Annotated in this window: 24 protein-coding genes; 17 read left to right on the forward strand and 7 right to left on the reverse strand. The window is 58.2% G+C overall.

Annotated elements, in window-relative coordinates; all coding sequences use genetic code 11:
* The first annotated feature begins 1 nt into the window (after position 1).
* The 8 genes from hisF to lysS all read left to right on the forward strand — a co-directional run bounded on the left by hisF (position 2) and on the right by lysS (position 9,004).
* Entirely contained in the window at positions 2-754 is a 753-nt protein-coding gene (gene hisF, locus IEW66_RS06195) for an imidazole glycerol phosphate synthase subunit HisF (protein ID WP_188681353.1), read from the forward strand.
* A complete protein-coding gene (gene hisIE / locus IEW66_RS06200) occupies positions 741-1,364 on the forward strand; it encodes a bifunctional phosphoribosyl-AMP cyclohydrolase/phosphoribosyl-ATP diphosphatase HisIE (RefSeq protein WP_188681355.1) in 624 nt (207 codons plus the stop codon). The genes hisF and hisIE overlap by 14 nt, the downstream gene beginning before the upstream one ends.
* Positions 1,361-2,344: a pyridoxal phosphate-dependent aminotransferase gene (locus IEW66_RS06205; RefSeq protein WP_188681357.1), complete on the forward strand. Its 984-nt coding sequence runs from the start codon at positions 1,361-1,363 to the stop codon at positions 2,342-2,344. The genes hisIE and IEW66_RS06205 overlap by 4 nt, the downstream gene beginning before the upstream one ends.
* 408 nt (positions 2,345-2,752) lie before the next feature.
* Positions 2,753-4,426, forward strand: a complete 1,674-nt coding sequence (locus IEW66_RS06210; protein ID WP_188681359.1) for an APC family permease — start codon at positions 2,753-2,755, stop codon at positions 4,424-4,426.
* A 143-nt stretch (positions 4,427-4,569) separates the two neighbouring features.
* A complete protein-coding gene (locus tag IEW66_RS06215) occupies positions 4,570-5,823 on the forward strand; it encodes an aconitase/3-isopropylmalate dehydratase large subunit family protein (RefSeq protein WP_188681586.1) in 1,254 nt (417 codons plus the stop codon).
* On the forward strand, positions 5,820-6,329 hold the full coding sequence (locus tag IEW66_RS06220; RefSeq protein WP_229657531.1) for a LeuD/DmdB family oxidoreductase small subunit: 510 nt from the start codon (positions 5,820-5,822) through the stop codon (positions 6,327-6,329). Before IEW66_RS06215 ends, IEW66_RS06220 begins: the two co-directional genes overlap by 4 nt.
* Positions 6,330-6,337: 8 nt before the next feature.
* Positions 6,338-7,408, forward strand: coding sequence for an isocitrate/isopropylmalate dehydrogenase family protein (locus IEW66_RS06225; RefSeq protein WP_188681361.1), 1,071 nt, complete (start codon positions 6,338-6,340; stop codon positions 7,406-7,408).
* A 195-nt stretch (positions 7,409-7,603) separates the two neighbouring features.
* Positions 7,604-9,004, forward strand: coding sequence for a homocitrate synthase (gene lysS, locus IEW66_RS06230; protein ID WP_188681363.1), 1,401 nt, complete (start codon positions 7,604-7,606; stop codon positions 9,002-9,004).
* A gap of 187 nt (positions 9,005-9,191) precedes the next feature.
* On the opposite strand, the gene IEW66_RS06235 is transcribed toward lysS, so the two are convergent.
* Entirely contained in the window at positions 9,192-9,533 is a 342-nt protein-coding gene (locus IEW66_RS06235) for an NfeD family protein (protein WP_188681365.1), read from the reverse strand.
* An 80-nt stretch (positions 9,534-9,613) separates the two neighbouring features.
* Between IEW66_RS06235 and IEW66_RS06240 the strand changes: the two genes are divergently transcribed.
* Positions 9,614-10,219, forward strand: coding sequence for an FMN-binding negative transcriptional regulator (locus IEW66_RS06240; RefSeq protein ID WP_188681367.1), 606 nt, complete (start codon positions 9,614-9,616; stop codon positions 10,217-10,219).
* A 17-nt stretch (positions 10,220-10,236) separates the two neighbouring features.
* Here IEW66_RS06240 and IEW66_RS06245 read toward each other — a convergent pair whose 3' ends face one another.
* Together IEW66_RS06245 and IEW66_RS06250 are read right to left on the reverse strand one after the other, a co-directional pair.
* Positions 10,237-10,686, reverse strand: coding sequence for a MarR family winged helix-turn-helix transcriptional regulator (locus IEW66_RS06245; RefSeq protein WP_188681369.1), 450 nt, complete (start codon positions 10,684-10,686; stop codon positions 10,237-10,239).
* Complete coding sequence (locus tag IEW66_RS06250) at positions 10,667-12,379, reverse strand: MFS transporter (protein ID WP_188681370.1); 1,713 nt, start codon at positions 12,377-12,379, stop codon at positions 10,667-10,669. The genes IEW66_RS06245 and IEW66_RS06250 overlap by 20 nt, the downstream gene beginning before the upstream one ends.
* Positions 12,380-12,610: 231 nt before the next feature.
* Between IEW66_RS06250 and IEW66_RS06255 the strand changes: the two genes are divergently transcribed.
* Together IEW66_RS06255 and IEW66_RS06260 are read left to right on the forward strand one after the other, a co-directional pair.
* On the forward strand, positions 12,611-12,805 hold the full coding sequence (locus IEW66_RS06255) for a hypothetical protein (protein WP_075056986.1): 195 nt from the start codon (positions 12,611-12,613) through the stop codon (positions 12,803-12,805).
* A gap of 30 nt (positions 12,806-12,835) precedes the next feature.
* Complete coding sequence (locus tag IEW66_RS06260; RefSeq protein WP_188681371.1) at positions 12,836-13,606, forward strand: molybdopterin-binding protein; 771 nt, start codon at positions 12,836-12,838, stop codon at positions 13,604-13,606.
* Here IEW66_RS06260 and IEW66_RS06265 read toward each other — a convergent pair.
* Both IEW66_RS06265 and IEW66_RS06270 read right to left on the reverse strand, forming a co-directional pair.
* Positions 13,603-14,631 (reverse strand): SIS domain-containing protein, encoded by a 1,029-nt coding sequence (locus IEW66_RS06265; RefSeq protein ID WP_188681372.1) that lies wholly within the window; start codon positions 14,629-14,631, stop codon positions 13,603-13,605. The genes IEW66_RS06260 and IEW66_RS06265 overlap by 4 nt on opposite strands.
* A gap of 96 nt (positions 14,632-14,727) precedes the next feature.
* Entirely contained in the window at positions 14,728-15,267 is a 540-nt protein-coding gene (locus tag IEW66_RS06270) for a hypothetical protein (RefSeq protein ID WP_188681373.1), read from the reverse strand.
* 186 nt (positions 15,268-15,453) lie between these two features.
* Here IEW66_RS06270 and IEW66_RS06275 point away from each other — a divergent pair, with 186 nt between their 5' ends.
* From IEW66_RS06275 to IEW66_RS06290, 4 genes are all read left to right on the forward strand, one after another.
* Positions 15,454-16,668 carry an MFS transporter gene (locus IEW66_RS06275; RefSeq protein ID WP_188681374.1) on the forward strand — a complete coding sequence of 405 codons (1,215 nt, stop codon included), beginning with the start codon at positions 15,454-15,456 and terminating at the stop codon, positions 16,666-16,668.
* Positions 16,669-16,729: 61 nt separating this feature from the next.
* The gene (ileS, locus tag IEW66_RS06280; protein ID WP_188681375.1) at positions 16,730-19,828 is read left to right on the forward strand and encodes an isoleucine--tRNA ligase; all 3,099 of its coding nucleotides are present in this window, start codon (positions 16,730-16,732) and stop codon (positions 19,826-19,828) included.
* Between the two features lie 54 nt (positions 19,829-19,882).
* Complete coding sequence (locus tag IEW66_RS06285) at positions 19,883-20,380, forward strand: nicotinamide-nucleotide adenylyltransferase (protein WP_188681588.1); 498 nt, start codon at positions 19,883-19,885, stop codon at positions 20,378-20,380.
* A 36-nt stretch (positions 20,381-20,416) separates the two neighbouring features.
* Positions 20,417-21,259: an aldo/keto reductase gene (locus IEW66_RS06290; RefSeq protein WP_188681376.1), complete on the forward strand. Its 843-nt coding sequence runs from the start codon at positions 20,417-20,419 to the stop codon at positions 21,257-21,259.
* On the opposite strand, the gene IEW66_RS06295 is transcribed toward IEW66_RS06290, so the two are convergent.
* The gene (locus tag IEW66_RS06295) at positions 21,248-21,595 is read right to left on the reverse strand and encodes a Rieske (2Fe-2S) protein (RefSeq protein ID WP_188681377.1); all 348 of its coding nucleotides are present in this window, start codon (positions 21,593-21,595) and stop codon (positions 21,248-21,250) included. The two genes, IEW66_RS06290 and IEW66_RS06295, sit on opposite strands and share 12 nt — an antisense overlap.
* 423 nt (positions 21,596-22,018) lie before the next feature.
* Between IEW66_RS06295 and IEW66_RS06300 the strand changes: the two genes are divergently transcribed.
* Positions 22,019-23,803, forward strand: coding sequence for an alpha/beta hydrolase family protein (locus IEW66_RS06300; RefSeq protein WP_188681379.1), 1,785 nt, complete (start codon positions 22,019-22,021; stop codon positions 23,801-23,803).
* Entirely contained in the window at positions 23,790-24,569 is a 780-nt protein-coding gene (locus IEW66_RS06305; protein ID WP_188681381.1) for an SDR family NAD(P)-dependent oxidoreductase, read from the forward strand. The genes IEW66_RS06300 and IEW66_RS06305 overlap by 14 nt, the downstream gene beginning before the upstream one ends.
* Here IEW66_RS06305 and IEW66_RS06310 read toward each other — a convergent pair.
* A complete protein-coding gene (locus tag IEW66_RS06310) occupies positions 24,566-25,828 on the reverse strand; it encodes an NAD(P)/FAD-dependent oxidoreductase (RefSeq protein WP_188681383.1) in 1,263 nt (420 codons plus the stop codon). The genes IEW66_RS06305 and IEW66_RS06310 overlap by 4 nt on opposite strands.
* Positions 25,829-25,852 lie beyond the last annotated feature (24 nt).

Consider the following 25,852-nt stretch of genomic DNA (forward strand, 5'->3'; position numbering starts at 1 on the left):
GTTGCTGGCGAAGAGGGTTGTCGTTGCGCTTGACGTGGCCGGTAGGAGGGTTGTCAAGGGCATCCGCTTCAGGGGCCTGAGGGACGCAGGGGACCCCGTGGAGCTGGCACGGCACTACGAGGAGCAGGGTGCAGACGAGGTCGTGTTCCTTGACATAACGGCCTCCCGGGAGTCCAGGGAAACCATGGTGGCACTGGCAAAGGCTGTGGCGGAGGTGCTAACAGTCCCGTTCATGGTCGGCGGCGGAATCGGGGACCTCGTGACAGCGGTGAACATAATAAGGTCAGGTGCGGACAAGGTCTTCGTGAACACTGCAGCCGTAAGGAACCCGGAGCTGCTGAGGGACATGGCCAGGACAATCGGCTCCTCCAACGTGGTCTGCGCCATTGACGCAAAGAGGGCAGGGGGAGGGTACGAGGTCTTCGTGGCTGGCGGTACTGCACCAACTGGCCTCAAGCTTGAAGACTGGGCCCGCAGGGTGGAGGACCTCGGGGCAGGTGAAATAATGCTGACGTCCATTGACAGGGACGGCACAGGACAGGGCTTCGACACTGGCATGCTAACGGCAGCAAGGGAGGCCACATCGCTACCAATAATAATTTCCGGGGGCGCGGGGACCATGGAACACTTTCTCGATGCGTTCAGGGCAGGCGCTGACGCGGCCCTGGGGGCCTCGGTCTTCCACTATTCCCGCTTCAGCATTGGCGACCTTAAGGAATACCTCTGGAGGAACGGTATACATGTCAGGAGGTGAACTGGCGGAACTCATTTCAAGGATAGGCGACAGGGTGCTCCCGGTGGTGGTGCAGTCCGTAGGGGGAGAGGTGCTGACCCTGGCCTACGCCAACAGGGAGGCCCTGGAGCTCACGGCCCGGACAGGTTACGCCCACTATTATTCGAGGTCCATGGGCAGGGTGAGGATGAAGGGGGAGGTGAGCGGCAACACCCAGAGGGTAGTTGAGATAAGGGGAGACTGCGACTTCGACTCTCTCCTTTACCTGGTGGAGCAGAAGGGGCCTGCCTGCCACATGGGCTATAGGACGTGCTTCTTCAGGAACGCTCCCGGTGCGGAGAGGGAGAACGTTGATTACTCCCTTGCTGTTCTCAGAGACCTGGAGGACGTGATTGAGAGAAGGAGGAGGGAGGGCGGAGAAAACTCGTACACCCGGAGCCTCTTCATGAAGGGGAGGGAGGAGGTCTACAAGAAGTTCGGGGAGGAGAGCATCGAGGTGCTGCTCGCGCAGGGGAGGGAGAGGATCATATACGAGGGTGCCGACATGCTCTACCACTTTCTGGTGCTCCTGAACCTGAACGGTGTCAAGCTCTCTGAAATCATGTCGGAACTTTCGAGGAGGAGGAGATGAGGTACCAGAACAGGCCATCTGGCCTTGTCAGGCTTGATAGGAACGAGAGCCCCTTCGATATACCTGCAGAGGTCAAGGAAGAGGCGGTAAGGGCCATGCTGGAAAGGGAATGGAACAGGTACCCGGACGCTGAGGGGGAAGGCCTCAGGCAGGACATAGCGGATTCACTGGGACTGGGCATGGGGAACGTGGTTGTGGGAAACGGCAGCGACGACCTGCTGCCAGAGGTCATAACCATGTTCAGGCGTATCTATGTATACGAACCGACATTCGAGATGTACAGGTTCTTTGCAGAGAAGCACGGGGTGCAGTACGTCCCGGTGTGGCTCAGCCCGGAGTTCAGGTTCCCGGAGCCTCCGGAGACAGGCAGCGGCGACCTTCTGGTAGTGTGCAGGCCCAACAACCCGACCGGGACGGAGGCGGAAGAGGACATAGTCCTTTCAGCACTGGAGCGTGGCACCAATGTCCTTCTAGATGAAGCGTACTGGGACTTCTCTGGCCACACGATGGTAGAAAAGGTCAGCGATTACCCGAACCTAATGGTGCTCCGGACATTCTCCAAGGCGTTCTCCATGGCAGGCGTGAGGGTCGGCTACCTGGTGGCCAGTGAAGAGACGGCATCTAGGGTGCTGGGCAGGAGGGCGCCGTTCCCGGTCAACGTCCTCTCAGAGTGCGTGGCGCGTGCAATGCTGAGGCACCGCGACCTCGTCAGGAAGACTGTCGATTACATAGTGGCTGAGCGGGAGAGGATGGAGCAGCGGCTGGGCGAACTCTGCGTCAGGAGCACCACAAACTTCTTTCTTGTAAAGGGCGACATGAGGGAGAGGCTGGCCGAGAGGGGCATCCTGGTCAGGAAACTGTCTGGCAGGCTATCTGAGATGAGCAGGGTCACCGTGGGCGAGAGGAGGGAGAACGACGCGTTCCTGGAGGCCTACCTTGAGCTGGTGTCCGGGGCTGGCGGCCGCCTGGCCGGGCCATGATGGTTTAGGCACCACCACAGGGGCGGCTTGAAGCGGAAGCACTGGTAGGCCCCCTTGACCGGCATGCCCGTGTTGCCATGGTGTGCATGGTGCCGGGACAGGTAACCCATGGCCTGTCGTCATGCGGATTACCAGGGCCATGAAGTGCCGGTATATCTGGTGGAGCACAGCTGGTGGCACCGTACCTCGGTCTATGGTGCCGGGCGAATGGGAGGCGCCCACCGCTGGCCAGTTTCCGTTTTGAAAAGTTGCCGTATTTTCACTGCAGTTTCTACCATTCCCTTCACCCCTGACAGTTCATGCATCAATATATTACAGCTAACTAGTCTAATACTTAATATATTACAATAGATGTCACTTGATATCAGAAATGAAATGAATAAATAGATACAATTGATAATACTGTGTATGGAAAGTGCGAACGCGGAACATACGCACGAGAACCAGGACAGGAAACTGAGGAAAGCGCTCTCCACCTGGGACCTGCTGATGCTCAGCGTGGGCGGCATAATAGGCTCCGGCTGGTTATTTGCCGCCTACGGTGCATCCGTCCTCTCGGGGCCAGGCTCCATAGCGGCCTGGGTTATAGGGGGCGTCATAGTGATATTCATAGCGCTCGTCTATGCGGAACTGGGCGCGATGATACCTAGGAGCGGTGCCATAGTGAGGTACGGATACCTGTCACATGGCAGCTTCGCTGGTTTCATATTTGGCTGGGCTTACTTTCTCAGCGCTGTTTCTGTCCCGGCCATCGAGGCGGAGGCTGTGGTGACCTATGCCGCCAGCTACGTGAAGCACCCTACCCTGGTGGCCAACGGTGTCATGACTGGCATCGGGACGCTCATTGCCATGCTCCTCATGACCGGCTTCTTCGTCCTGAACTACTTCGGTGTCAACATAATGGGCAAGTCAAACCAGGGCCTGACATGGGTGAAGGTGGCCATACCTGTCGTGACGATAGTGGTGCTCTTCGCGGTGCACTTCAACCCCTCAGATGTGGTGCCTCCCAACGGCTTCCTCCCGTACGGGTGGGCGCCCGTATTCGCCGCAATATCGAGCAGTGGCATAGTCTTCTCGTACTTCGGCTTCAGGCAGGCCCTGGACTACGGTGGCGAGGCCAAGAACCCGCAGAGGTCGATACCGATAGCAACTGTTGTCTCTGTGCTGATAGGCATACTCATTTACTCGCTCCTCCAGGTCCTCTTCGTAGGGGGCATCAACTGGTCGGCAATGGGCATTGCCCCGGGCCAGTGGCAGACACTGAACGCCCTGGCCACAGCAAGGGATGCCGCGGCCCTGCACCCCCTTGCCTATAACCTGAGGAACTCACCGTTCGCAACGATAGCACTTTCAGCCGGCATGGTGTGGCTCACTTACACACTTTATGCGAGCGCATACCTGGCGCCTGCAGGGACGCTCAACGTGTACATGGGCACATCCACAAGGACACTCTACGGCATGGCGGTGAACGGCCACCTACCTGCTTCGTTCAAGAGGATCAGCGATTGGACCAGGATACCACTGCTGCCCCTGGTGGCCACGCTGCTCGTTGGCTTCCTCTTCTTCCTCCCATTCCCCAGCTGGTACAAGATGGTGGGCTTCATAAGCGGGGCCACGGTATTCACCTACGTGGTCGGCGGGGCCGCCCTCATGAACCTGAGGAGGCAGGCGCCAGAGCTGAGGAGGCCCTTCAGGCTGTGGGGTGCCAGGGTGCTATCGCCGGTCGCGTTCGTCCTGGCCTCTGAGACGGTGTACTGGACTGGGTGGCCGGACACGCTCTACCTCGCGATAGCGATATTCGCAGGCTTCATCCTCTACTTCGCCCTTGCCTTCGCCGGCAAGATCAGGCAGAGCTTCGACAGAAAGAACCTGAAGGCAGGTGCCTGGGTGCCTGTGTTTATCCTAGCCCTGACGCTCCTCTCCTACCTCGGAGAGTACGGTGGAATCGGTGTCCTGGGGTTCCCTGTGGACCTCATCGTTGTGGCGGTATTCAGCCTCGGCATGTACTTCTGGGCAGTGCACTCGGGCATCAGGACGGAGGAGGTGGAGGCCATGGTCAGGTCAGGGGACCAGTACGTCTGATGCACACCCTTACCCCTGGCCCACATGTCCTGAATTCTTGCCCACAGGCTCGGGATTTTCCGTTCGACCAAGTTTTTAATACTATCACCGCATTGCGTCCTGAAATCGTAAATCTCTTTACGAAATTCGTAGAGGTGTACGTGTTGGCAATGAACATGGTGGAGAAGATCCTGGCGGAACATTCCGGCCTTAGCACGGTGTCGCCGGGCGATATTGTGAATGTGAGCGTGGACAGGGCCATACTCCTGGACATAGCTGGACTGCACCCAGAGCTGGTGAGGAACCCGCCGAAGAGGCCATTCGATCCGGACAGGGTGTCCATAGTGTTCGACCACTTCGTGCCGCCGGCAACCGTAGAGCTGGCGGAGGGCACGAGCAAGATAAGGAAGCTTGCAAGGGCGTGGGGCATAAGAAACTTCTATGACGCCGGCAGGGGAGGCATATCGCATGCCCTCGGGGCCGAGCTTGGCTGGTTTGTGCCCGGGTCGATAATAGCGAACACAGATTCGCACTCGGTAGCAGCGGGTGCCTTCAACTGCCTGAGCAGGGGGCTGGGCACCCCGGAGCTCATGCAGGTGCTCTGCACGGGCAGGACGTGGTTCATCGTCGGGGAGACAGTGAGGATAGACTTCCAGGGTGGCCTCAGGAAGGGCGTTGAGGCCAAGGACGCCTTCTTCGAGATAGCCAGGCGGGTGGGTGACATATCCAACATGAACATAGAGTTCGGTGGAGACATGCACTCTCTCTCCATGGACGACAGGTCCTCAATATCCGCCATGACGGCGGAGCTGGGGGTGGAGTTCTCCATCTTCGAGCATGACAGCGTCTTATCTTCATACCTTTCAGGCCGGGTAGGTAACTACAGGCCCGTGGCACCGGATGCAGGTGCCCCGTACGCACAGACGCACACTGTTGACCTCGGGGAGCTGGAGCCAATGGTCGCGGTGCCCCACAACGTCGTGGGCAACGTAAGGCCAGTCGGTGACGTGCAGGGCACCAGGATAGACCAGGCTGTAATCGGCTCATGCGCCAACGGACGCCTGCATGACCTTGAGGTGGCCGCGCGGATACTGAAGGGCAGGAAGGTAAACAGGGACGTGAGGCTCATCGTCACTCCGGCCACGGTAAACATATACAGGGAGGCCCTGGAGCTGGGCTACATAAAGGCGATCGCGGAGGCCGGGGCGGTGGTCACAAACCCCACGTGCGGCTCGTGCTTCGGTGGCCACATGGGGCTGCTGGCCCCGGGCGAGGTTGCTGTGACCTCCACCACCAGGAACTTCAGGGGCAGGATGGGCTCCAGGGACGCCAGCATATTCCTGGCCTCGAGCGCCACAGTGGCCGCCTCCGCCCTGAACGGCTACATCTCAGACCCCAGGGAGGTGATGGCACAGTGACAGCCCACAGGGTCATGGGGAGGGCCTGGGTCTTCGGCGACAACGTAAACACCGATAATATGTACCCGCACATCTGCTACACGCTGCCGGAAAGGGATAGGCCAAAATACACCATGTGGGCCAACAGGCCGGGCTGGGCCGAGCAGGTCAGGCCCGGAGACCTCCTGGTGGCAGGGAAGAACTTCGGCCTTGGGTCTTCCAGGCCTGCGGCGACAAACCTCCTGATGCTCGGCATCAGGGCTGTATTCGCAGAATCGGTGAACGGCCTCTTCCTGAGGAACGCCGTGAACGTGGGCCTCCCGGCCGTGGCCGTGCCTGGCATAACCTCCGCGGTGACGGAGGGCCAGACCCTGGAGGCCGACCTGGACGAGGGGTGGGTGAGGACGGAGGAGGGGGAGGAGATAAGGTTCAGGCCCCTCCCGGCCTTCCTTATGGAGATAATAGACGCGGGAGGCATAATCGAAGTGCTCAGGGCCAGGGGGCTCCTGAGCGAGGAGCCGCTTTAGGTGGTGCCATGGACAGGAGGCTCAGGCTCGCAGTGGCTGAGGGCGATGGGATAGGCAGGGAGGTGGTGCCGCAGGCCATCAGGGTCCTCAGGAGCGCCCTGGAAGCGTATGGGGAGACTGAGGTCGAGTTGGTTGGCGTGCCCGTGGGCTGGGTATCGGTGGAGAGGTTCGGGAGGCCTCTGACTGACGCCGTCCTTGAGACCATAGCGGGGTGCGATGCACTGGTCCTGGGCCCGCTGGAGGTCGGCAGCTACCCGGGGACGCTGGAGGAGACGGTGAGCCCATCGGGCAGGATAAGGCGGCACTTCGATTTATACGCGAACATAAGGCCATCAAGGTCAAGGGGGAGGAACATCTGCGGGAAGGAGGTCGATATTGTCATAGTGAGGGAGAACACAGAGGACTTCTACGCGGACAGGAACATGTTCAGAGGCTCCGGTGAGTTCATGCCCACCCCGGACGTGGCTATGTCCCTGAGGGTCATAACGAGGGCTAAGAGCCAGAAGATCTCAGAGGTCGCGTTCAGGTACGCCATGGGGAGGAGGAAAAAGGTAACCGCTGTGCACAAGGGCAACGTGCTGCGCATGACGGATGGCCTCTTCCTGCAGGCATTCCGGCAAGTGGCCTCCAGGTACCCTGAGGTGAAGGCAGAGGACAGGATAGTGGATTCCACAGCCTACGACATGGTACTGCACCCTGAGAAGTTCGATGTCATCGTTACCACCAACATGTTCGGCGACATACTCTCCGATGAGGCGGCAGCCCTTTCGGGGACACTAGGGCTGGCACCCTCGATCAACGCTGGCGACAGCTTTGCCATGGCCCAGGCCGTCCACGGGTCCGCACCTGACATTGCAGGGAAAGGGATATCGAACCCCATATCCGAGATACTCTCCGTGTCCATGCTCATGTCCTGGCTCTCTGAGAGGAAGGGCCTCAGGGACCTGGAGAAGGTAGCCTGGGCCATCGATGGTGCCGTAGACAGGGTGCTCCGGTCTCCGGAGGATCTGACCCCGGATCTGGGCGGCAGAGGCACCACAGTGTCCCTGGCTGACAGCATCATCGCGGAGATGCGCTGATACGATCTCCTGAATGTACGGTACGGAATACGTAACAGACTGTCCTGATGGCTGGCAGGGAGACTGAGAGGTATATATTTTGAAATTTTCTGGAAAAGATGAAGAGAGACACGATCCGTCATCTATACGAAATTCGTAATCTGATTACGATTAATGATAATTTTATATCTCACATTGCCATGGGGGCAGGATAGCATGACACATGGGATCAGGGTTGGCCTCCTGGACTCCACCCTGCGGGAGGGCGAGCAGACACCGGGGGTCGTGTTCACGAGGGAGCAGAGGGTCGAGATTGCGAGGGCGCTTTCGGGCGCTGGCATCAGCATGATAGAGGTGGGCCACCCGGCGGTGTCTCCGGACGTTTACGACGGCGTAAAGGAGATTATGCGGCTTAGGCGTGAGGGGGAGATCACGAGCGAGGTGGTGGCTCACAGCCGTGCAGTGCGCTCTGACGTTGACATTGCGATGGGCCTGGAGGTTGACAGGATAGCCATATGGTACGGAGTGAGCGACATCCACCTGGCGGCAAAGACCAGGGACACAAGGGAAGCTGCACTGCAGAAGATAGGCGACGCAATACAGTACGCGCATGACCATGGCTTCAGGGTGCGCTTCACCCCGGAGGACGCCTCCAGGACGGACCAGGAGTACCTCATCCAGGTGATCAGGACAGCGAGGGAGTGCGGTGCGGACAGGATAGGCGTCGCGGATACTGTGGGCCTCCTTGACCCGGAGCAGACATCGGGCCTCTTCAGGAGGCTGAGGGCCGCAGAGCCAGGCGTTGAGTATGACTTCCACGGGCACAACGACCTGGGGTGCGCGGTGGCCAACTCTCTTGCCGCCATATCAGCCGGGGCGACCATAGTACACTGCACGGTCAACGGCCTCGGCGAGAGGGTGGGGATAACGCCAACGCAGGTCATTGCTGTCGCCATCAAGCAGAAGTTCGGCGTGGACGTGGCCAGGCTGGACAGGCTCAGGGATCTCTCGGTCCTGGTGGAAAGGTACAGCGGCATACAGATGCCCCCCAACTATCCCATCACAGGAGACTTCGCCTTCGTGCACAAGTCGGGCGTACACGTCCAGGGCATACTGAGCGACCCGAGGACCTACGAGTTCATGGACCCATCCCTGCTAAACAGGAGCAGGGACTATGTGATCGACAAGTACACAGGCAAGCACGCGGTGAAGGCCAGGCTGGAGCGCATGGGCATCCCGCTAAGCGATGACGAGCTCACCAGGGTCATATCTGCCATAAAGAGGGCTGAGGATACCAGGTCGTTCTCCGATGCCGATCTCGTCGAGCTTGTGGAGAGGGAGACGGGAAAAAGGGTCTCCTCCAGCACGCCGGACAACATCGAGGCCATGGTGTCCGTCAAGTGCGAGTCGAACATCTACACAACATCAGTGGCCAGGAGGCTCAGCTCCATCCAGGGCGTCAGGCAGGTCGTGGAGGTTTCCGGGGAGTACGACATTGTTGCATGGGTTGAGGGCAGCAGCACGAAGGAGATAAACAGGATAATAGAGGCCATGAGGTCGGTCAAGGGCCTCTCATCCACAAAGACGGACATGGTGCTCAAGAAGCTGCCCGCCTGAGGACCGTGCTAAGGGCAGGCTTGCTGCCGGTGGCCTAGCGGTACAGGGCATCCAGCCAACACATTCAGCAGGGGCACCATATGTGGCCAGCCCATGCCTGTGGTCAAGGGAGAGCGGAGTGCACAAGGCCCTACGGGCTAGGGATGCCAGGAAACGGTCTCACGCGGGGCTGTGCAGAGGGACTGGCCTATACGCCCTCATCAGGGGGCGCTATTATCTGCTGCCTGTCTAGCCTGGCCACCCTGAGCTTCAGGCCGTCCACGCCCAGGACTATGACCTCATCGCCCACGTTTATGCTTGGCCCCACAACGATGGCGGACCATAGCTGGGAATTCACGCTCACAGTTACGTTCCCGTTGCTTATGCTCTTCACTATGGCCCTGCTGCCTATGAGGGCCTCCTTGCCCGTAACGGGTTTCCTGCCCCACGGCCTCCTGAGGAAGAGCCTCGCGAACCAGGCGCCGAAGAAGAAGGCGAGAACCGCTGTGAGGATGATTTCCGCGTCGAATGTGAGGGAGGAAATATACATAATCCTTAATACAAAGTGGTGTTATAAAACCATTACCACCCTGCAGCCATGTTTTATAAGGGCGTGTATGCTGTATGCCCGTGTACATACCGAGGGAGTTCGCTGTCAGGGAGAGGGAGAGGATCGTTGGCTTCATGCAGAAGTACCCGTTTGCGCAGCTGCTGACGCCTGTTGATGGGGACATTGAGATGACCCTCGTTCCCGTGGTCACAGTCCCTGGCGAGCAGATAGAGGCCTACTTCCACCTCTCAGTATTCAATGAGCACTGGAAGAAGGCCCAGGGCAGGAGGTCATACCTCGTGTTCTTCGGGCCACACCACTACATATCAGCCAGGTGGTACGGCGACAGGAGGTCTGTGCCCACCTGGAACTACGCTGTGGTGAAGGCCGCTGGCAGTGCCCAGGTAACGGACGAGGAGAAGAAGGCTTGGATCCTGAGGCGGCTCTCAGAGGTCTTTGACGCCGAGTGGGCGTCATGGCACATGGAGAGGGAGGACTACTACCGCACCATGATGAGGGAGATCGTTGGGATGAGGTTCCTGGTCGAGTCTCTGGAGGCCAAGTTCAAGATGAGCCAGAACAGGCCTTTGCCTGACAGGCTCAGTGCCATAGAACACCTGAGGGGCCTGCCGGACGGCAGGGAAACTGCTGAGTTCATGGAGGGCCTCCTGGGAAATGTGGAGTAGGGCTCTGCCCTGAGCCCTCACTGTGATATCTCATCTATGTTTTCACTCAGCTTTTCTATGAGCCTGTAGAACTCCCTGAGCTCCTCCTTGGAGAACGACTTTAGCGATTTCTCCACGAACCTCATGTGCGTCTCCCTGGCCTTCTCGAAGGTCTGCCTCCCGAGGTCGGTGATGGCTATCTTTATGACCCTCCTGTCCTCGTCTCCCCTGACCCTCCTGACCAGCCCCCTCTCCTCAAGCTTGTCTATCAGCCCGGTCATCCAGCCCTGGGAGACGTGCAGCATTTCGGCCAGGTAGGCCATATTGCACTCTCCCTCCTCGGAAAGGATGCGTATGGTGGAGTAGTCGTTGACCCCGAGGCCCAGGGAGCTCAGGTTCCTTTCAACGCACCTGTACCACTTCTTCCACGTCCGCGAGTAGAGGCGCCATATATTTATCGGCTCAACGTCACTTCCCTCTCGGAGCACTGCTATCACCCCTCTGCACCTGTAAGCTGCCGTCCAGGTCGTGCACGTACTTCTTGCCCCTCATGGCGGACGCGACCGCCGCGATGAAGGAGAGTGCCATGCCGAAGTAGAAGGTTATGTGGAGTGCCTTCATGAAGGCAGGCGCTATGACATGCGGGAACCAGGTGTTGCTCTCAAGCGTCGATATTACCGAGGCGCTGAGGCCGCTGGTGGCGGATGATGGCAGGCTGCTGAGTATGGTGCCAACCGGGTTATAGCCCAGGAAGGCTGAGAAGAGCGCTGAGGTCGGCGGTATGTTGCTGAAGTACGGGACAAGCGAGCTGGCGCCAGCCGCTGTAAGCGTGGAAGCGAAAGCGTGTGGCAGGCTGTAGGAGAGGTCGAGTATCACTATTGAGAAGAATATGGCAAGGCTCGCTGTCATGCCTGCGTTCTGCATCGTCGTCCTCATGCCTGATGCAGCACCCCTTGTCTCCGGGGGCACGGAGTTCATTATTGAGGCGGAGTTGGGCGAGGCGAACATGCCGCTGCCGAGGCCGAAGACAAGGAGCACGAGGGCGAAGTAGATGTAGACGAAGTTGTACGGGAGGAGTGCCAGGATTATGAAGGCCACACCTGCGACGACCATGCCGAATGTGGCCAGGAACCTTGCCCCGTACTTGTCGGAGAGCGCACCGCTCAGCGGGCCCATGATCAGGAAGCCCGCGGTCAGGGGGAGCATGTAGACGCCTGCCCAGAACGGCGTCACAGAATAAGCGTAGCCATGGAGCGGGAGCCATATGCCCTGGAGCAGTATGATGAGCATGAACTGCAGCCCGCCCCTGCCTATGGAGCTGAGCATGCCCGCCAGGGTGCCATATGTGAAGGGCCTTATCTTGAACAGCTCCATCCTGAACATGGGCGAGCGCACCCTCTTCTCAACGAAGACGAAGGCCACAAGTACCGCGGCACCAACGACGATCGCTGCTATGACCAGCGGGTTTCCCCAGCCCATGGTGCTCTTGCCGTACGGCATCAGGCCGTATGTTGCACCTACGAGTATTGAGGTCAGGCCCGCAGCGAACATCATGTTGCCCACATAGTCGATCTTCTGCTGCGTGTCCCTCCTGCCGACGTCCTTCAGCTTGAGGTATGACCAGACCGTTCCGAGGATGCCCACGGGCACGCTAACCAGGAACACGAACCTCCAGTTTATCGTGGCCAGTATGCCCCCCAGGAGGAGGCCAATGAAAGAGCCAGAGAGGCCGGCCACCTGGTTCAGGCCAAGGGCCTTGCCCCTCTCCGTCGGCGGGAAGGCGTCCGTGAGTATGGCGGCGCTGTTGGCCATGAGGAAGGCTCCGCCGACGGCCTGGACAAGCCTGAAGAGTATGAGCTCGAGGGCGCCGGTTGTACCCTTGCCCGGCGTCAAGAAGAGCAGTATGGAGCCGATGGTAAATATGAGGAAGCCCATGTTGTAAAGCCTTGTCCTCCCGAATATGTCTGAGAGCCTGCCGAATGTCACGAGCAGTGTGGCTGTGACTATGTTGTAGCCCATTATGATCCACAGCAGGTACACGAACGAACCAGGGGCGAACGGGTTCAGGTCTATGCCCCTGAATATGGCTGGGAGCGAGATTATCAGGATCGTCTGGTTGATGAAGGCCATCAGTATGCTTATTGTGGTGTTTGACAGTGCTATCCATTTATACTGCACCATGATAATCATGTCCTAAATTATTTCAGCTATAAAACATTTCACTGGAAAAGTAAAATATCGGCGTTGATATACATCTCTTGGATGGAAAGGAACCGCAAGATACTCCTCATAGTGATCCTCCTCATAGTCGCGAACTTCGCGATGATGCTGATAGCGGCCATGATCAACGAGGGGATGCTGAACCCCTGAGCTAAGTTAAAATACCGTCTGGGGATTTTTGATACGATAGGGATGGCGCAGCTCAGAGAGCTCGAGCGTTTTGAGGAGAACTTCCTCGACCTGTGCCTAGATCCTGAGTACAAGGAAAAGCTGAGGCAGGAGATCGCCAAGAGGAGCGAGCCACTGGACAGGAAAGCCATGAAGAAGTACAAGGACAAGATAGAGAAGGTCAATGAGAAGTACAGGGAAAAGACGCTGAAGCACTGAGATTTTAAGTGGCCTGGCGATATCCATCCGATGCAAGCCGCTGTCCTGACCATAGGAAACGAGATACTTAAGGGAAAGACCGTTAACACCAACGCGGCCCACATCGGCCGCGTGCTCACATTTTCTGGCCACACCGTTGTCCTGGGCCTCACGGTAAGGGACGTGCGTGAGGAGATAGTCTGGGGCTTCAGGACAGCATCACAGTTCGCTGACATAGTGGTCTCCACCGGAGGCCTTGGCCCTACATTCGACGACATGACATCGTCGTCTTTCGCTGAGGCCCTGGGACTACCGCTCGTTGAGAACCCTGAGGCCATGGAGATGATAAGGTCCCGCCTCACCGCCAGGGGCCTGGAGATGACAGAGAACAGGAGGAAGATGGCCATGATGCCCCAGGGGGCCAGAGCCATCAGGAACCTGGCAGGGACTGCCCCCGGGATATATCTCGAAGCAGGGGGCAAGAAGTACCTGGTGACGCCTGGCGTGCCTGACGAGATGAGGTCTGTGCTCGAGAACGCCATAGAACTGATCGCTGACAGGAACGTCAGGTACGCGGAGAGGTCGACGCTGGTGCGCGGCATAATGGAGAGCTCCTTTGCGCCCCATGTGGATGAGGTGATGAAGATGTTTGCGGGCAGGGTATACATAAAGAGCCACCCCAGGCCCAGGGGCCCCAGGGGGCCTGAGATAGAACTGGAGGTTTCCGCTTCTGGCCAGGACCCCGAGGGGGACGTCGAGGGTGCCCTGCGGGAGCTGGAGAGAAGGGCAGCCTCGATGGGGGGCGAGTACTCCAGGATCTAGTGTGCCCCCGGCGGGAATACTATGCTGTCGTACCGCAGGTAGCGCTCGTCCTCGAACCTCAGGTAGTCAGGGTTGATGCCCATCCTCAGGGCTAGGTGGTAGGCGAAGAAGTAGACAGAGAGGATGTAGGTGAACGGCGACCTCATCTCGTCTATGTAGGGCACATCCATGCTGTGGTCGCCATCGCCGTTCACCACGAGCGTCTCTGTATCTGTCTCCCTGCACGCCCTCACTATGTCGGAAACCCTGTCCTCAACAGTGGGCGTGCTGAATATTATGACCAGCGTTTCCTGGTCTATGACCGAAGTGCAGCCGTGGTTGAACTCTTCGAGCTCGATGCCCTCAGCGTGGAGGTGCGTGGCCTCCTTGAGCTTCTGTGCGCACTCCCTGGCGCTGACCTGGTTTGGGCCAGCCCCAAGCACGAACATCCTCTTCGGCACACGGATGCCCTGGGCCATCTCCCTACCTAGCCTGTCTAAGTAGGGTATGTTCCTTGAGATGATGGAGGAGACCGTTTCCCAGTCGTCCCAGGCGCCTAGGGCATTTCCCGTCAAGATGTACGAGGCGATGGCGTTGTCGAAGAACGCCTTTGTGTTGCAGAGCGAGATATCGGGCGAGTTCCCTATGACAAGACCCGTGTCGCTCTCCCTTATGATGGGCGAGTCCCTGTAATGCGATATGCCCACGGTCCTGCACTTCCCCCTGTGCTTCCTGAGGGCGTCAACGGTGGACTTCGTCTTCCCGGTGTGGGAGATGCCTATGATGGTTCCTGATGGCCTCATGAACCTCTCCAGCTCGAAGGCCTGGACGCACCTGACCCTCATATCGTCCGCTGGCTGCGAACCGACAAGTGCGGAGTGGTAGCTCGTACCGTTTCCAGTGAAAAGGATCTGGCCTGTGTCACCACCAAGCCTGAAGTCCTCGCAGGCTGAGACCGTGGCCCTGAGGCCGTTCGGTATGTCCATGAGCATGTCGTACATTGCGTATGGGTGTCCGCTCCTCCTTGGTGGCAGCTCGTCTGTCATCGTGGAGTTCAGTCACTCATGATATAAAGGATTTTCACAAACGGCCCTTTGGATATTGCTCACAGTGAAATGAAAAAAGTACCCTGTAAGGGGTATCTACGAGAAGAAGTTCAGGTAGAAGTTTACGTCAGACTGGCCGTAGTAGACCACCAGCACTTCGGTGACAGGCGTGGAGGAGGAGAGGACTTTGGAGCTCTCTAGGCTGCTTATCAGTGCCGTGTTATACGAGAGTGTTGCACTGACCTTGTACTCCGTGTACTTGACCCCGGACACGGTCTTTGTCGTTCCTGTGGGTGAAATGCTGGGCGTTCCTGACAGCACTGCGACCATCCTGGAAGTGTTGTTGGATGTGACGTAGGCTGACGGGGTCGCTGTGGCCCACACCTCTGCGGTCACCGTGTAGGACGTGCCTGATATCGTAACGTTTGTCACCTGGGGCGTTGCGTTCATGACGTCGGGAATGTAAGTGGGAGATATCGAGGAGGAGGAGTGCATGAACGGGACATAGTATGCTGCTGCCAGCCCTATGCCCGCTATGATGGCAACTATGACCGCTGTACCGAAGACCATGAGGAACTTGTCATCCTCGAACTGTTCCTGGTTCTCATCCCTTTTCCTGCCAGGTCCCATTGGCATGAGTATCAGATCTAAATCGAAGATGTGGATTTTAAACTTGTGCGTTTCTGCGCTGGTGAAGGCCCCAGAGCGCCGGACATGCGCCAGCCGCATGTGGGAGGTGTGCGGGCGTTAAAATTCATTTCCGTATACACGGGATCCGGGATGTAAAAATTTCAATATTGGCCCGGTCTACAGGTGGACAGTTTGCCTGGCTCCATATTCCTTAAACTCCCCGGGAGGAGGTACAGCGAGGTCCTCTCCAGCCACCGCATTAGGAGGTATATACTCTCATACAACCTATTCTTTGTTTCGAACAGCGTGGCGTCAAGTTTCATAAATGTACTGCTCTTCTCAACCGGCAGCATAGCAAGGGTCGTGGAGTTCCAGGCCATGAACCAGGCCGCGCAGTTCCTCTTCTTCTTCATGAGCGGCTTTTTGAGCTCCCGGGCCAGGGACGAGACGCTCTTCGCCCTCGGCAACCTGCTGAGGGGCTTCTCAATGCTCCTGGCGATCCTGGTGGGTGGTGTGTTCTTCAACCCCCTGGTATTCGGCACCATCTACGGCATATCTGGCGGCCTCTTCTGGGGCTCGAACAACGTGATGCAGCAGGAGGTCACCAGGGGCAACGACAGGCTCACCTTCCTCTCCCTCAACTCCACAATCTCGGGCATAATCTCCCTCGTGGGGCCCGTGGCTGGTGCGCTCATAATAGGGGCAACACCTTTCCACGGTGTGGCCAGATACGTACCTGTCTTCTCAGTTTCCGCAGCTGCCCTCATAGTCGCGGCTGCGGTGGGGAGGACCATAGGCGTTTCCAGGGAGAGGCGCAGGCTCACTGCCAGGGACCTCAGGGAGGCGAACAGGAACATACCGCTTAGGTTCAAGGTCTTCTTCTTCTCATCTAACATCTACACCCTGGCCCTCTCCGTGGTGCTTCCAGTGTACTTATTCGCGCAGACGCACAACTACTACCTGGTCGGTGTCCTGGGGAGCGTCCTGGCCTCCGGCAGCGTGCTCGGCAACCTTCTCACCCCATGGCTCCTCTTCAGGGACAGGCCATGGGTGCACGCACTCTACGGCATAGCGGTGATCGCAACTGGCCTCCTGCTCATGGACAGTTCCCTTGCCGCTGTGGCGGCCTTCCTATCCGGCTTCACTGCCAACCTCCTGACTGTACCGATAAGCAACGGCACGCTTACGGCGTTCATGGGCATAATGGATGTACCTGCAAGCTCGTACCCGTACTGGATCAGCAGGGAGTATTACCTGGTGGGTGGCAGGGTGTCAATGCTCGTAGCCCTCCTGGCCAGTTCCATTCTGGGGGGCATCGGCGTTACAGCGGCTGTGGCATCCCTGCTCTCTGTGAGCTTCATGGCTATGGTTCCAGCGCTCTTCGTTACCGGTGCAGGGAAGAGGTGATGAACACGGCCGGATGGGTCTACAAAACAATATATACCCCACTAAATTCACAATCGGTCAGATGAGTCCAGCTGTTTATGAGCCGGTGAACACATCAATAGGCCTCAACCAGATATCCAGGGAAGTGCTAGACTTCTGGGAGAGGGAGGGCACAGTGAAGCGCGTCCTCTCAGACAGTTCGAGGCCCAGGGTCTTCTCCTTCCTTGAGGGGCCGCCAACGGCAAACGGCAGGCCGCACGTGGGCCATGCCATGACGCGTACAATAAAGGATATAGTGCTCCGTTACAAGTACATGCAGGGCTACTCCATCTCGAGGAGGTACGCAGGCTGGGACTGCCACGGCCTGCCGGTTGAGCTCGAAGCGGAGAAGCACTTCGGTTTCAAGGTCAAGAAGGAGATAGAGGACTTCGGCATAGAGAAGTTCAACTCTTACTGCAGGGAGAGCATTTTCCGGTACGTGGATGAGTGGGAGCAGGTCGACAGGCTCCTGGGCTTCTGGATCGACCACTCAAAGGCGTATGTGACGCTTAGGAACGAATACATCGAGAGTGAGTGGTGGGCCCTGAAGAACCTGTACAGCAGGGGCCTCCTGGTCAAGGACTTCAAGATCGTTCCCTACTGCCCCAGGTGCGAGACTTCGCTGAGCTCGCACGAGGTATCGCAGGGGTACGAGGAGGTCAAGGACCCCTCAGTATATGTGAAGTTTCCGGTCAGGGGCCAGGAGGGCACCTTCTTCCTTGCCTGGACGACCACTCCATGGACGCTTCCCTCGAACGAGTTCCTGGCGGTCAACCCCGACTTCGATTACTCCTTAATATTGGTTGGTGAAGAAAAATATTACATGGCCACCGCTGCAGTTGACCGGGTCATGGAGGGGAAGCAGTACAGGGAGGAAAAGAGGCTCAAGGGATCGGAGCTGCTGGGCATGGAGTACGAGAGGCCCATAGACTTCATACCAGCACCTGACGGCTCCTGCAGGGTTGTCGGGGGTTCCCACGTCACCCTCGAGGAAGGCACAGGCATAGTGCACACGGCGCCGGCCTTCGGGGCAGAGGACTTCGAGATAGGGAGGCGGGAGGGTGTTGCTGTCATAAACCCTGTGAACGCCTCCGGAAAGTTCGAGGACGACAGGCTCCCGTGGTCAGGCCTCTTCGTGAAGGACGCTGACCCGAAGATAATATCGTACCTCAAGGGCAGGGGCCTCCTGTTCAGGAGCGGCAAGGTGAGCCACACTTACCCGTTCTGCTACAGGTGCGGGACGCCACTCCTGTACTACCCCCTTGAGGCCTGGTTCATTAAGGTCTCCAGGATAAGGGAGGAACTGCAGAGGAACAACTCGAAGATAAACTGGTACCCGGACCACCTGAAGGACGGCAGGTTCGGCAACTTCCTAGCAGAGGCCAAGGACTGGGCGCTGAGCAGGAACAGGTACTGGGGGACGCCGCTCCCCGTCTGGGACTGCAGCAATGGCCACACGGTCTTCCTCGGCAGCATGTCGGAGATAAGGGAACTCGGCGGCGAAGTCCCGAAGGACCTGCACAGGCCCTACATAGACCAGGTCACTCTGAAATGCCCGGAGTGCGGCGGGGAGATGAGGAGGGAGCCGTACGTCATAGATACCTGGTTCGACTCAGGAAGTGCCACTTACGCAGCCATGCACTACCCGTTCTCGAAGGACTTCGACCCATCCTCTGACCTGCCGGTGGACTTCATAACCGAGGCCATAGACCAGACCCGCGGCTGGTTCTACACACTGCACGTGATCTCGTCCCTCCTGTTCCAGAAGAATGCTTACAGCAACGTCCTCTCCATAGACTTCATCCTTGACGAGCAGGGGAGGAAGATGAGCAAGAGCAAGGGCAACTCCGTCTACGCCCTTGACTTCATCAACGAGTTCGGTGCAGATGCTGTCCGCCTCTTCTTCCTCAGCAATGCGCCTTGGAGGCCCAAGGCCATAGACAGGAAGCTGATCCTGGAGATGTCCAGGAAGACCATATACACTATGCTTAACGTTTACCAGTTCTTCGCGTCCAATGCCAACCTGGACGGTTACATGTACAGGGGCCTGGTGCAGCCCAAGAACATACTGGACCGCTGGATAGTGTCAAGGGTCAACAGCACCGTCAGGGACGTGACCAGGGAGATGGACAACTACCAGGTGCACACTGCGCTGAAGCTCATAATGGACCTCATAGACGACATATCCAACTTCTACCTCCGCCTCTCAAGGAGGAGGTTCTGGTCAGATGAGATGGGCATAGAGAAGGAGAGGGCCTACTCTTCACTGTTCTATGCCATGTTGAACACAGTGAAAATGATGGCACCGCTGACGCCGTTCTTCTCCGAGTACCTATACAAGCGCCTTGTGCCCGGGGGAGGGAGCGTCCATGAGGAGCGTTATCCGGTGGCCGACCCGGACCTGATAGACAGGGAGATAGAGGGGGAGATAGAGTTCGCAAAGACCGTGATCGAGGGCGTCAGGAGGCTGAGGCAGGAATCCGGGATAAAGGGCAGGCAACCGGTGACGGAGATACTGATATCTGCACCCGGCAGCATACCGGAGGACATCATAGAGATAATAGCGCCGGAGTGCAACGCGAGGTCTGTAAGGTACATAGCAAAGGAGAAGAGGCCCCTGATGCACCAGGTCAGGGTCAACATGTCCAGGGCAGCGCCAGTGCTCCGTTCAAAGGTCAGGCAGCTCCAGGCCTATGTGGAGAGCACAGAGCAGGAGGAGATATACAGGGAAGTATCGGAGAAGGGCTACGTGACCTGGGAGGACAGGGAGATAGAGAAGGACATGCTTGAGATAACGGAGGTTCCAGACCCGAGGTACGCATACCTGCACGAGGCAAAGAGCGACATCGACATATTCCTGAACAAGGAGATCGATGAGGACCTGGAGATGGAGGGCCTGGCCAGGGAGGTCATAAGGAGGGTGCAGGTCATGAGGAAGGAGATGGACCTCGAATACGATGAGAGGATCGTAACGACCGTGGAGTGCTCTGACAGGGTAAAGAGGGCACTGCAACAGCACATGAAGATGGTGAAGAACGAGACACTCTCTGACTCGGTTATCTTCGCCGATGCGCCCGGCGGGAAGGAGTGGGAGATAGAGGGCGAGAAGGTGAGGATAAGCATAAAGACCTCTCCCGCCTAGCTGCCGGAGGCTGAACAGTTGGCAAAACCGAGGAAGGAGACGGGCAGGGCGTTCATGGTGGGCCGGTTCCAGCCCTTCCACAACGGCCACCTGGCTGTGATAAAGGAGATACTGAAGGAGAACAGGAGCATCATAATAGGTATCGGGAGTGCGCAGTACTCGCACACCCTAAAGGACCCCTTCACGGCAGGGGAGAGGCACCTCATGATATCCAGCTCGCTGGAACAGGAGGGCATCTACAACTTCTACCTCGTCCCGATCGAGGACGTGAACTCAAACCCACTCTGGGTGGCGCACGTGGAATCGCTCACCCCGGGCTTTGACAGGGTCTACACCAATAACCCCCTTGTGAGGAGGCTCTTCCAGGAGAGCGGCTATGAGGTGCGTTCGATGAAGCTGCTAAACAGGAAGGACTGGTCCGGGACGAGCATAAGGAAGAAGATCATAAGCGGTGAGGACTGGAAGTCTGATGTGCCGAAGGCCGTGGCGGAGATCATAGAGGAGATAGACGGCGTCACAAGGCTCAGGGAGCTGACGCAGTCAGACGAGTGAAAATGTTTAACTCTCCCATCGCCTTCATAATTGCAGATGCGTGACTTCTCGGGCACAGGCTTCATGGTCTCTGAGATTGGTGTCGGTACCTACTACGATCCTGGTTGGATCGTCCGTGCCAGGCTCTTCGGGAGCAGGCCGAACAGGGACATGAAGGTGAAGGCCATTTCGACCGCCCTGGAGTGCGGCGTTAACATGATCGATACTGCGGAGATATACCAGTCGGAGGACATGGTGGCCGAGGCGCTGGGGGGCAGGGACAGGTCCAAGGTGTTCCTGGCCACAAAGGTCTGGCCATCGCACTACAGGAGGGAGAGGCTCCTCAAGTCCCTGAGGGCAAGCCTGAGGCGGCTGGGCACAGACTATGTGGACCTCTACCAGCTGCACCTCAATTCATCCCGGGAGAAAGTGGGAGAGGCCCTCAAAGCCATAGAGGAGCAGGTCAAGGAGGGCACAGTCAGATACATAGGCATAAGCAACTTTGACGCCGAGCTAACGAAGTTTGCCCTGTCTGTGGTCAGGGATGCGAGGATCGTGTCAACGCAGATGCCGTTCAACCTGCTGAATAGGAAAATCGAGGCCGATATCTTGCCAATATGCAGAGAGAACGGCATGTCGGTGCTGGCCTATTACCCCCTCGGGCATGGCAGGCTTGTGACATCCAGCGGGAAATTCGCCGAGGCGGTCAAGAAGATACAGGAAGACCATCCAGGCAAGACCGTCCCGCAGATAGTGCTCAACTGGTTCCTGTCCAAGTTCGATAACGTCTACCCCATACCCAGGGCATCGAACCCTGAACACGTCAGGGAGAACACCGGCGCAATGGGCTGGAAGATGGATGAGGAAGAGATAAAGATGCTTGAACAGTCAGTTTCCTGACTGTTCCAGGTCAACCTCGATGAACCCCTCGTTCTCCCTCACTGCGAATGTCTTCTTGCCCATCTTGTCCATCATCGCGTTCGGTGCGACGAATGGTGGCTCCAGCATCCTGCCGGTCTTGACGTCGAATACAGCCTTGTGGCAGAAGCACTGCACCTGGTTCTTCTCCGCGTCGTACTTGCCCAGGATGCACTTGGCGTGGGAGCAAACAGCGTCCATGGCGTAGAGGTTGTTCCCGCTCTTTGCTATGAAGACGACCTCGTTATCTACCCTGGCAGCAAACGACCCTCCTGCAACCTCCAGTGCCTTCATTGACACTACTCTCTTCCAGGCCATGGCACACTGTATCTGCAGAGAGAGTTAAACTTTGTCACTCCATGAAAGACGGGCCCCCAGCCATACGGTGGTTACCGGAACTCCATTTCCATCTGCCAGCACATTTGGCCGTGGTCGAAAGAAAAACCTCCTTCCTCTCCGTCCGGCGTGGTGGCATCCACCACTCCGCTCTCTGTAAGGAACACAAACAGGCGACCTGGCACGGTAACGGGAAACCTTGTTGCCTCTGCCTCCTGAGAATGGCATAGGCGGTTGGGGTCTGGGAACAGCAGCCGGCAATTCCGTCATTGATTTGCGCGAAAGGACCGATCCGTAATTTTGGCCCGCACCGCCACTGCCAAGGCAGCAGGTCAGGGTTCATACCCCGGTGGTCTCCATTGCGGCCGGCGAGAAAGAAATATTTCAAGGGAGCGATACATACCCATGGACGCCAGGGAAGCCTATTCGGTCAAGGTCCTGTCCGACCCTTTCGTGAACGGTGACGAGTGCTACTTTGTCCAGAACTGGATAGAGGGTAATGAGTACGGGTCTTCCATATTCAGGATGGCCCACGGCAGGGTGGAGAGGGTCACCTTCGGTGGTTCCGAGAGGTCCCCTTCTGTATACGGTGGGTACCTCTATTACATATCCTCGGCTGGCGGTGAGGAGAGCCTCATGAGGATGGGCAGGATGTCAGGGCCAGAGAGGGTAGCAACCTTCGGCAAGATACACAAGTTCCTGCCCTACAATGATGACATGCTCGCCATAGTGGAGGCGAAGGCGGAGGCTGGCACACTCTTCGTGGCGAAGAGGCAGATGTACAGGTACGACACAAGGGGCTACCTGAGGAGCAGGAAGAAGCTCGTTTCAGTGAAGGGCGGCAGGGACATAGTGGCCGGTGACTTCGATGTGGTGGACTTCGCCGTTAGCGGTGACGATGTCATCGTGTCCACAACCGAGGAGGACGACAGCACAGGCCTGCACCAGGTCTACAGGCTCATCAGCGGCCTCTCAGGGAGGGAGAAGCTGACGGGCGGCAGGGGCCTGGCCACATCCGTGGGCTTCACGCCATCCGGCGAGGCTGTGTTCATCGGCCACAGGTCCGGCATTGCGCCGTGGAAGCAGAAGAGCGTAATGGCAGCTGATGGGAGGGTGCTGTCTGGCGGCGTGAACTGCTCCCTGGATGTCATCACGGACCTCTTTGTTGGCGGTGCACAGGGCCTTGTGACCGACGGCAGCCTCTACACCATAGCCCATGAGGGCGGAGACACTTACGTCTACGACGTCCTGGCCCGGAAAAGGCTGACGGGCCGGGGCATGTCAGTGAGGTACTTCCACTCCTCTGGCGGCAATCTGGCGTACATCCTCACGGAGCCAGGGAGACCGTCCCTGCTAAGGTTCGGCGAGCAGGAGTACGACCCGAACCCTGGAGTGAGGGGTGCTGAGGTGGAGAACTTCAGGACTGGCGGGGGAGAGTACTGGTTCATCCACTCAGGCAGTGAGCGCCCGACAGTCCTCTCCGTGCACGGTGGGCCCCATATGGCGTACGGAAACTGCTACTACATAGAGTTCAACTTCCTAGCGGCCAACGGCTTCAACGTCGTCTACGGCAACCCCAGGGGGAGTTCAGGGTACGGTGATGACTTCGCCAGGGCATGCGTGGGCGACTGGGGAGGGAGGGACTTTGAGGATGTTCTCTCCTTCCTTGACGATGCCAGGGACAGGTTTGGCCTCACCGGGAAGGTAGCCATCACGGGAGGCTCCTACGGGGGCTTCATGACCAATGTGGCCATCGTGAAGAGCAACAGGTTCGCCTGCGCTGTTTCCGAGATGCCCGTGTCGAACCTCCTGAGCATGCTCGGCACCAGTGACATAGGCTTCTGGTTCAATGCTGTGGAATCGGGCATAGAGGACCCGTGGAGCAGGGAATCGCAGGAGAGGCTGCTGCGCATGTCCCCGATATACAGCGTCAAGGATGCCAGGACACCCACCATGTATATACATGGCGAGGAGGACTTCAGGTGCCCCATCGAGCAGTCGGAGCAGATGTTCATGGCGCTGCGCTATTACGGCGTGGACAGCGAGCTTGTCAGGTACTCAGGGGACTCGCACGAGCATGCAAGGCACGGGAGGCCGCAGAACATGGTCGACAGGCTTGAGAGGAAGCTGGCCTGGTTCAGGAAATACATGGTGGACGGGGAGGGGGTGGGGCAGGGTGCCGCTCCTTGACGGCATGCTCTCGCTGGTCACGGGCGCATCAAGGGGCATCGGGAGGGCGGTGGCACTGCGCCTGGCCTCGGAAGGCAGTGACGTGGCACTGATATACAGGGAGGACCACGTGGATGCGGAGTCGACAGCCAGGGAGATAGAGGCCATGGGGTGCCGTGCTGTGGCAGTGAGGTGCGATGTGTCGGAACCTGAAGATGTTGCCAGGGCGTGCAGCCAGATCCGTGTTGAAGTGGGCTGGCCGGACGTTGTGGTGAACAACGCCGGCGTGATGCTGAACGGTGACATCATGGAACAGCCCCTCAGCGACCTGGACGCGATGATGCGCACCAATGTCTACAGCATAGTCCACCTCACCAGGGCCCTCGGTGAGAGGGTCAGGAAGGGTGACATGAGCATTGTGAACGTGGCAAGCAACGCAGGCCTGGGCACGGCGCTGGAGGGCTACACATTCTATTCGGTCACAAAGGCTGCTGTGATGGCTCTGACGAGGAGGATGGCCTTCGACCTGGGCAAATATGGCGTCAGGGTGAACGCAGTGGCACCCGGAACCGTGGACACTGAAATGATGAGGCGTGGGAGGAGCGAGGAGCAGGTCAATGAGGTCTACCCCTCTAGGGCATCCAGGACCATCCTCTCCAGGGTCGCACAGCCAGGGGAGATAGCAGATGCCGTCCTCTTCCTGGCGTCCCCGCTCTCACGCTTTGTCACGGGCCAGGTGCTCGTTGTGGACGGCGGGCGCCTCGACTACCTCACCCACTCCCTCTAGATGACTATCCTCTCCTTGGGGAGGTGCCTGTCCTCAACGCCCAGGGCGGCGACATCTATTTCCTGCCCGCCATAGAGCATTGCCTTCTCCCTGCCGGCGAGGAGTGCAGAGACGATCCTGCCCGCTGCGTCCCCCTTCATGATGCCGCTTCCGCTGGTGCCTGTGGCCACGATCACGTTCAGGTCCCTGAAGATGTAGTGTGTCCTGTCAATGGTGTTGTAGGCGTAGTGGCCAGCCCACATCGACGTCACCCTGGACCTTGAGACAGCCGGTATGTAGGCACTCACAACTGGCACTATGCTCCTCTCGTAGAACTCGGGTTCCGGCTGGGGGTCCTCCTCGAAGGAATAGGGGCGACCGTAGTCATCGGCAACAGAGAACCACACGGACCCACTTTTTGGTTCCGGCCTCATTATTATGCCGTGGGCTGGGAGTATCGTGAAGGGGAGGACGTCCTCCCCCTCCACCATGGGGTGCCTGACCAGGGAGGATATCTCGCTCCCGCTCACCTGGAAGACCTGCCTCTTCTTTGGCCTCGTGTGGCTGTCTATGCCTGTTGGGTCAAGGAGTGCGGTCGTCCACATGTCGGTGCAGAGCACGTACTGTTCCGCCCTGACCGTGCCCCTGCTGGTATCCAGAGTGTCCACATGCACAGACTGCCAGAGGAACGGCTCTCCCGGATAATTGAGTGGTTCCACGGGCTTCAGCCTCAGCGGCCTCACCTCTGTGTTGTAGAGGAACTCCACCCCCATTCTCCTGCACTCGCCCTCGTAGTAGGCTGCCAGCCTGTCCGGCTCTATTATGCCGCAGTTCCTGCCGAGGAGGCCGGCATCTATGTCAGGCACCGAGAGCAGGGCCTTCTCCTCGCTTGATGGCCTGGTGTTGAAGCCTGCCTCCCTTATCTCGTCCTCCTCCACTACCCTGGCCCTCCCCTCCCTTATGAAGCCCTGGACCACATCGCACTCCACGAACTTCCTGCCAGCGAGGAACAGGTAACCGTTGAACTTCATGCCAAGGTTGAAGCCAGATTCCTGCACCTTTCTGTAGAAGGAAATGGAGGAGGACGTGAGCTTCCTGTTCACCTCAGAGGAGAAGAGGTCCCTGAAGCCGGCGGCACTCCTTGCCGTGTTACCCTGGGCAAATGTCCCCTTCTTCTCCACAACCGCCACGTTCATGTCCGGGTTTTCCCTCTTTATGTGGTAGGCCGAGGCAAGCCCGGTTATGCCAGCACCCACCACAACTGTGTCGAAAGTGAGCACAACGGGGTATCGCTTGCTGGATTA

Source organism: Thermogymnomonas acidicola, assembly GCF_014646795.1.
Classification (GTDB): domain Archaea; phylum Thermoplasmatota; class Thermoplasmata; order Thermoplasmatales; family Thermoplasmataceae; genus Thermogymnomonas; species Thermogymnomonas acidicola.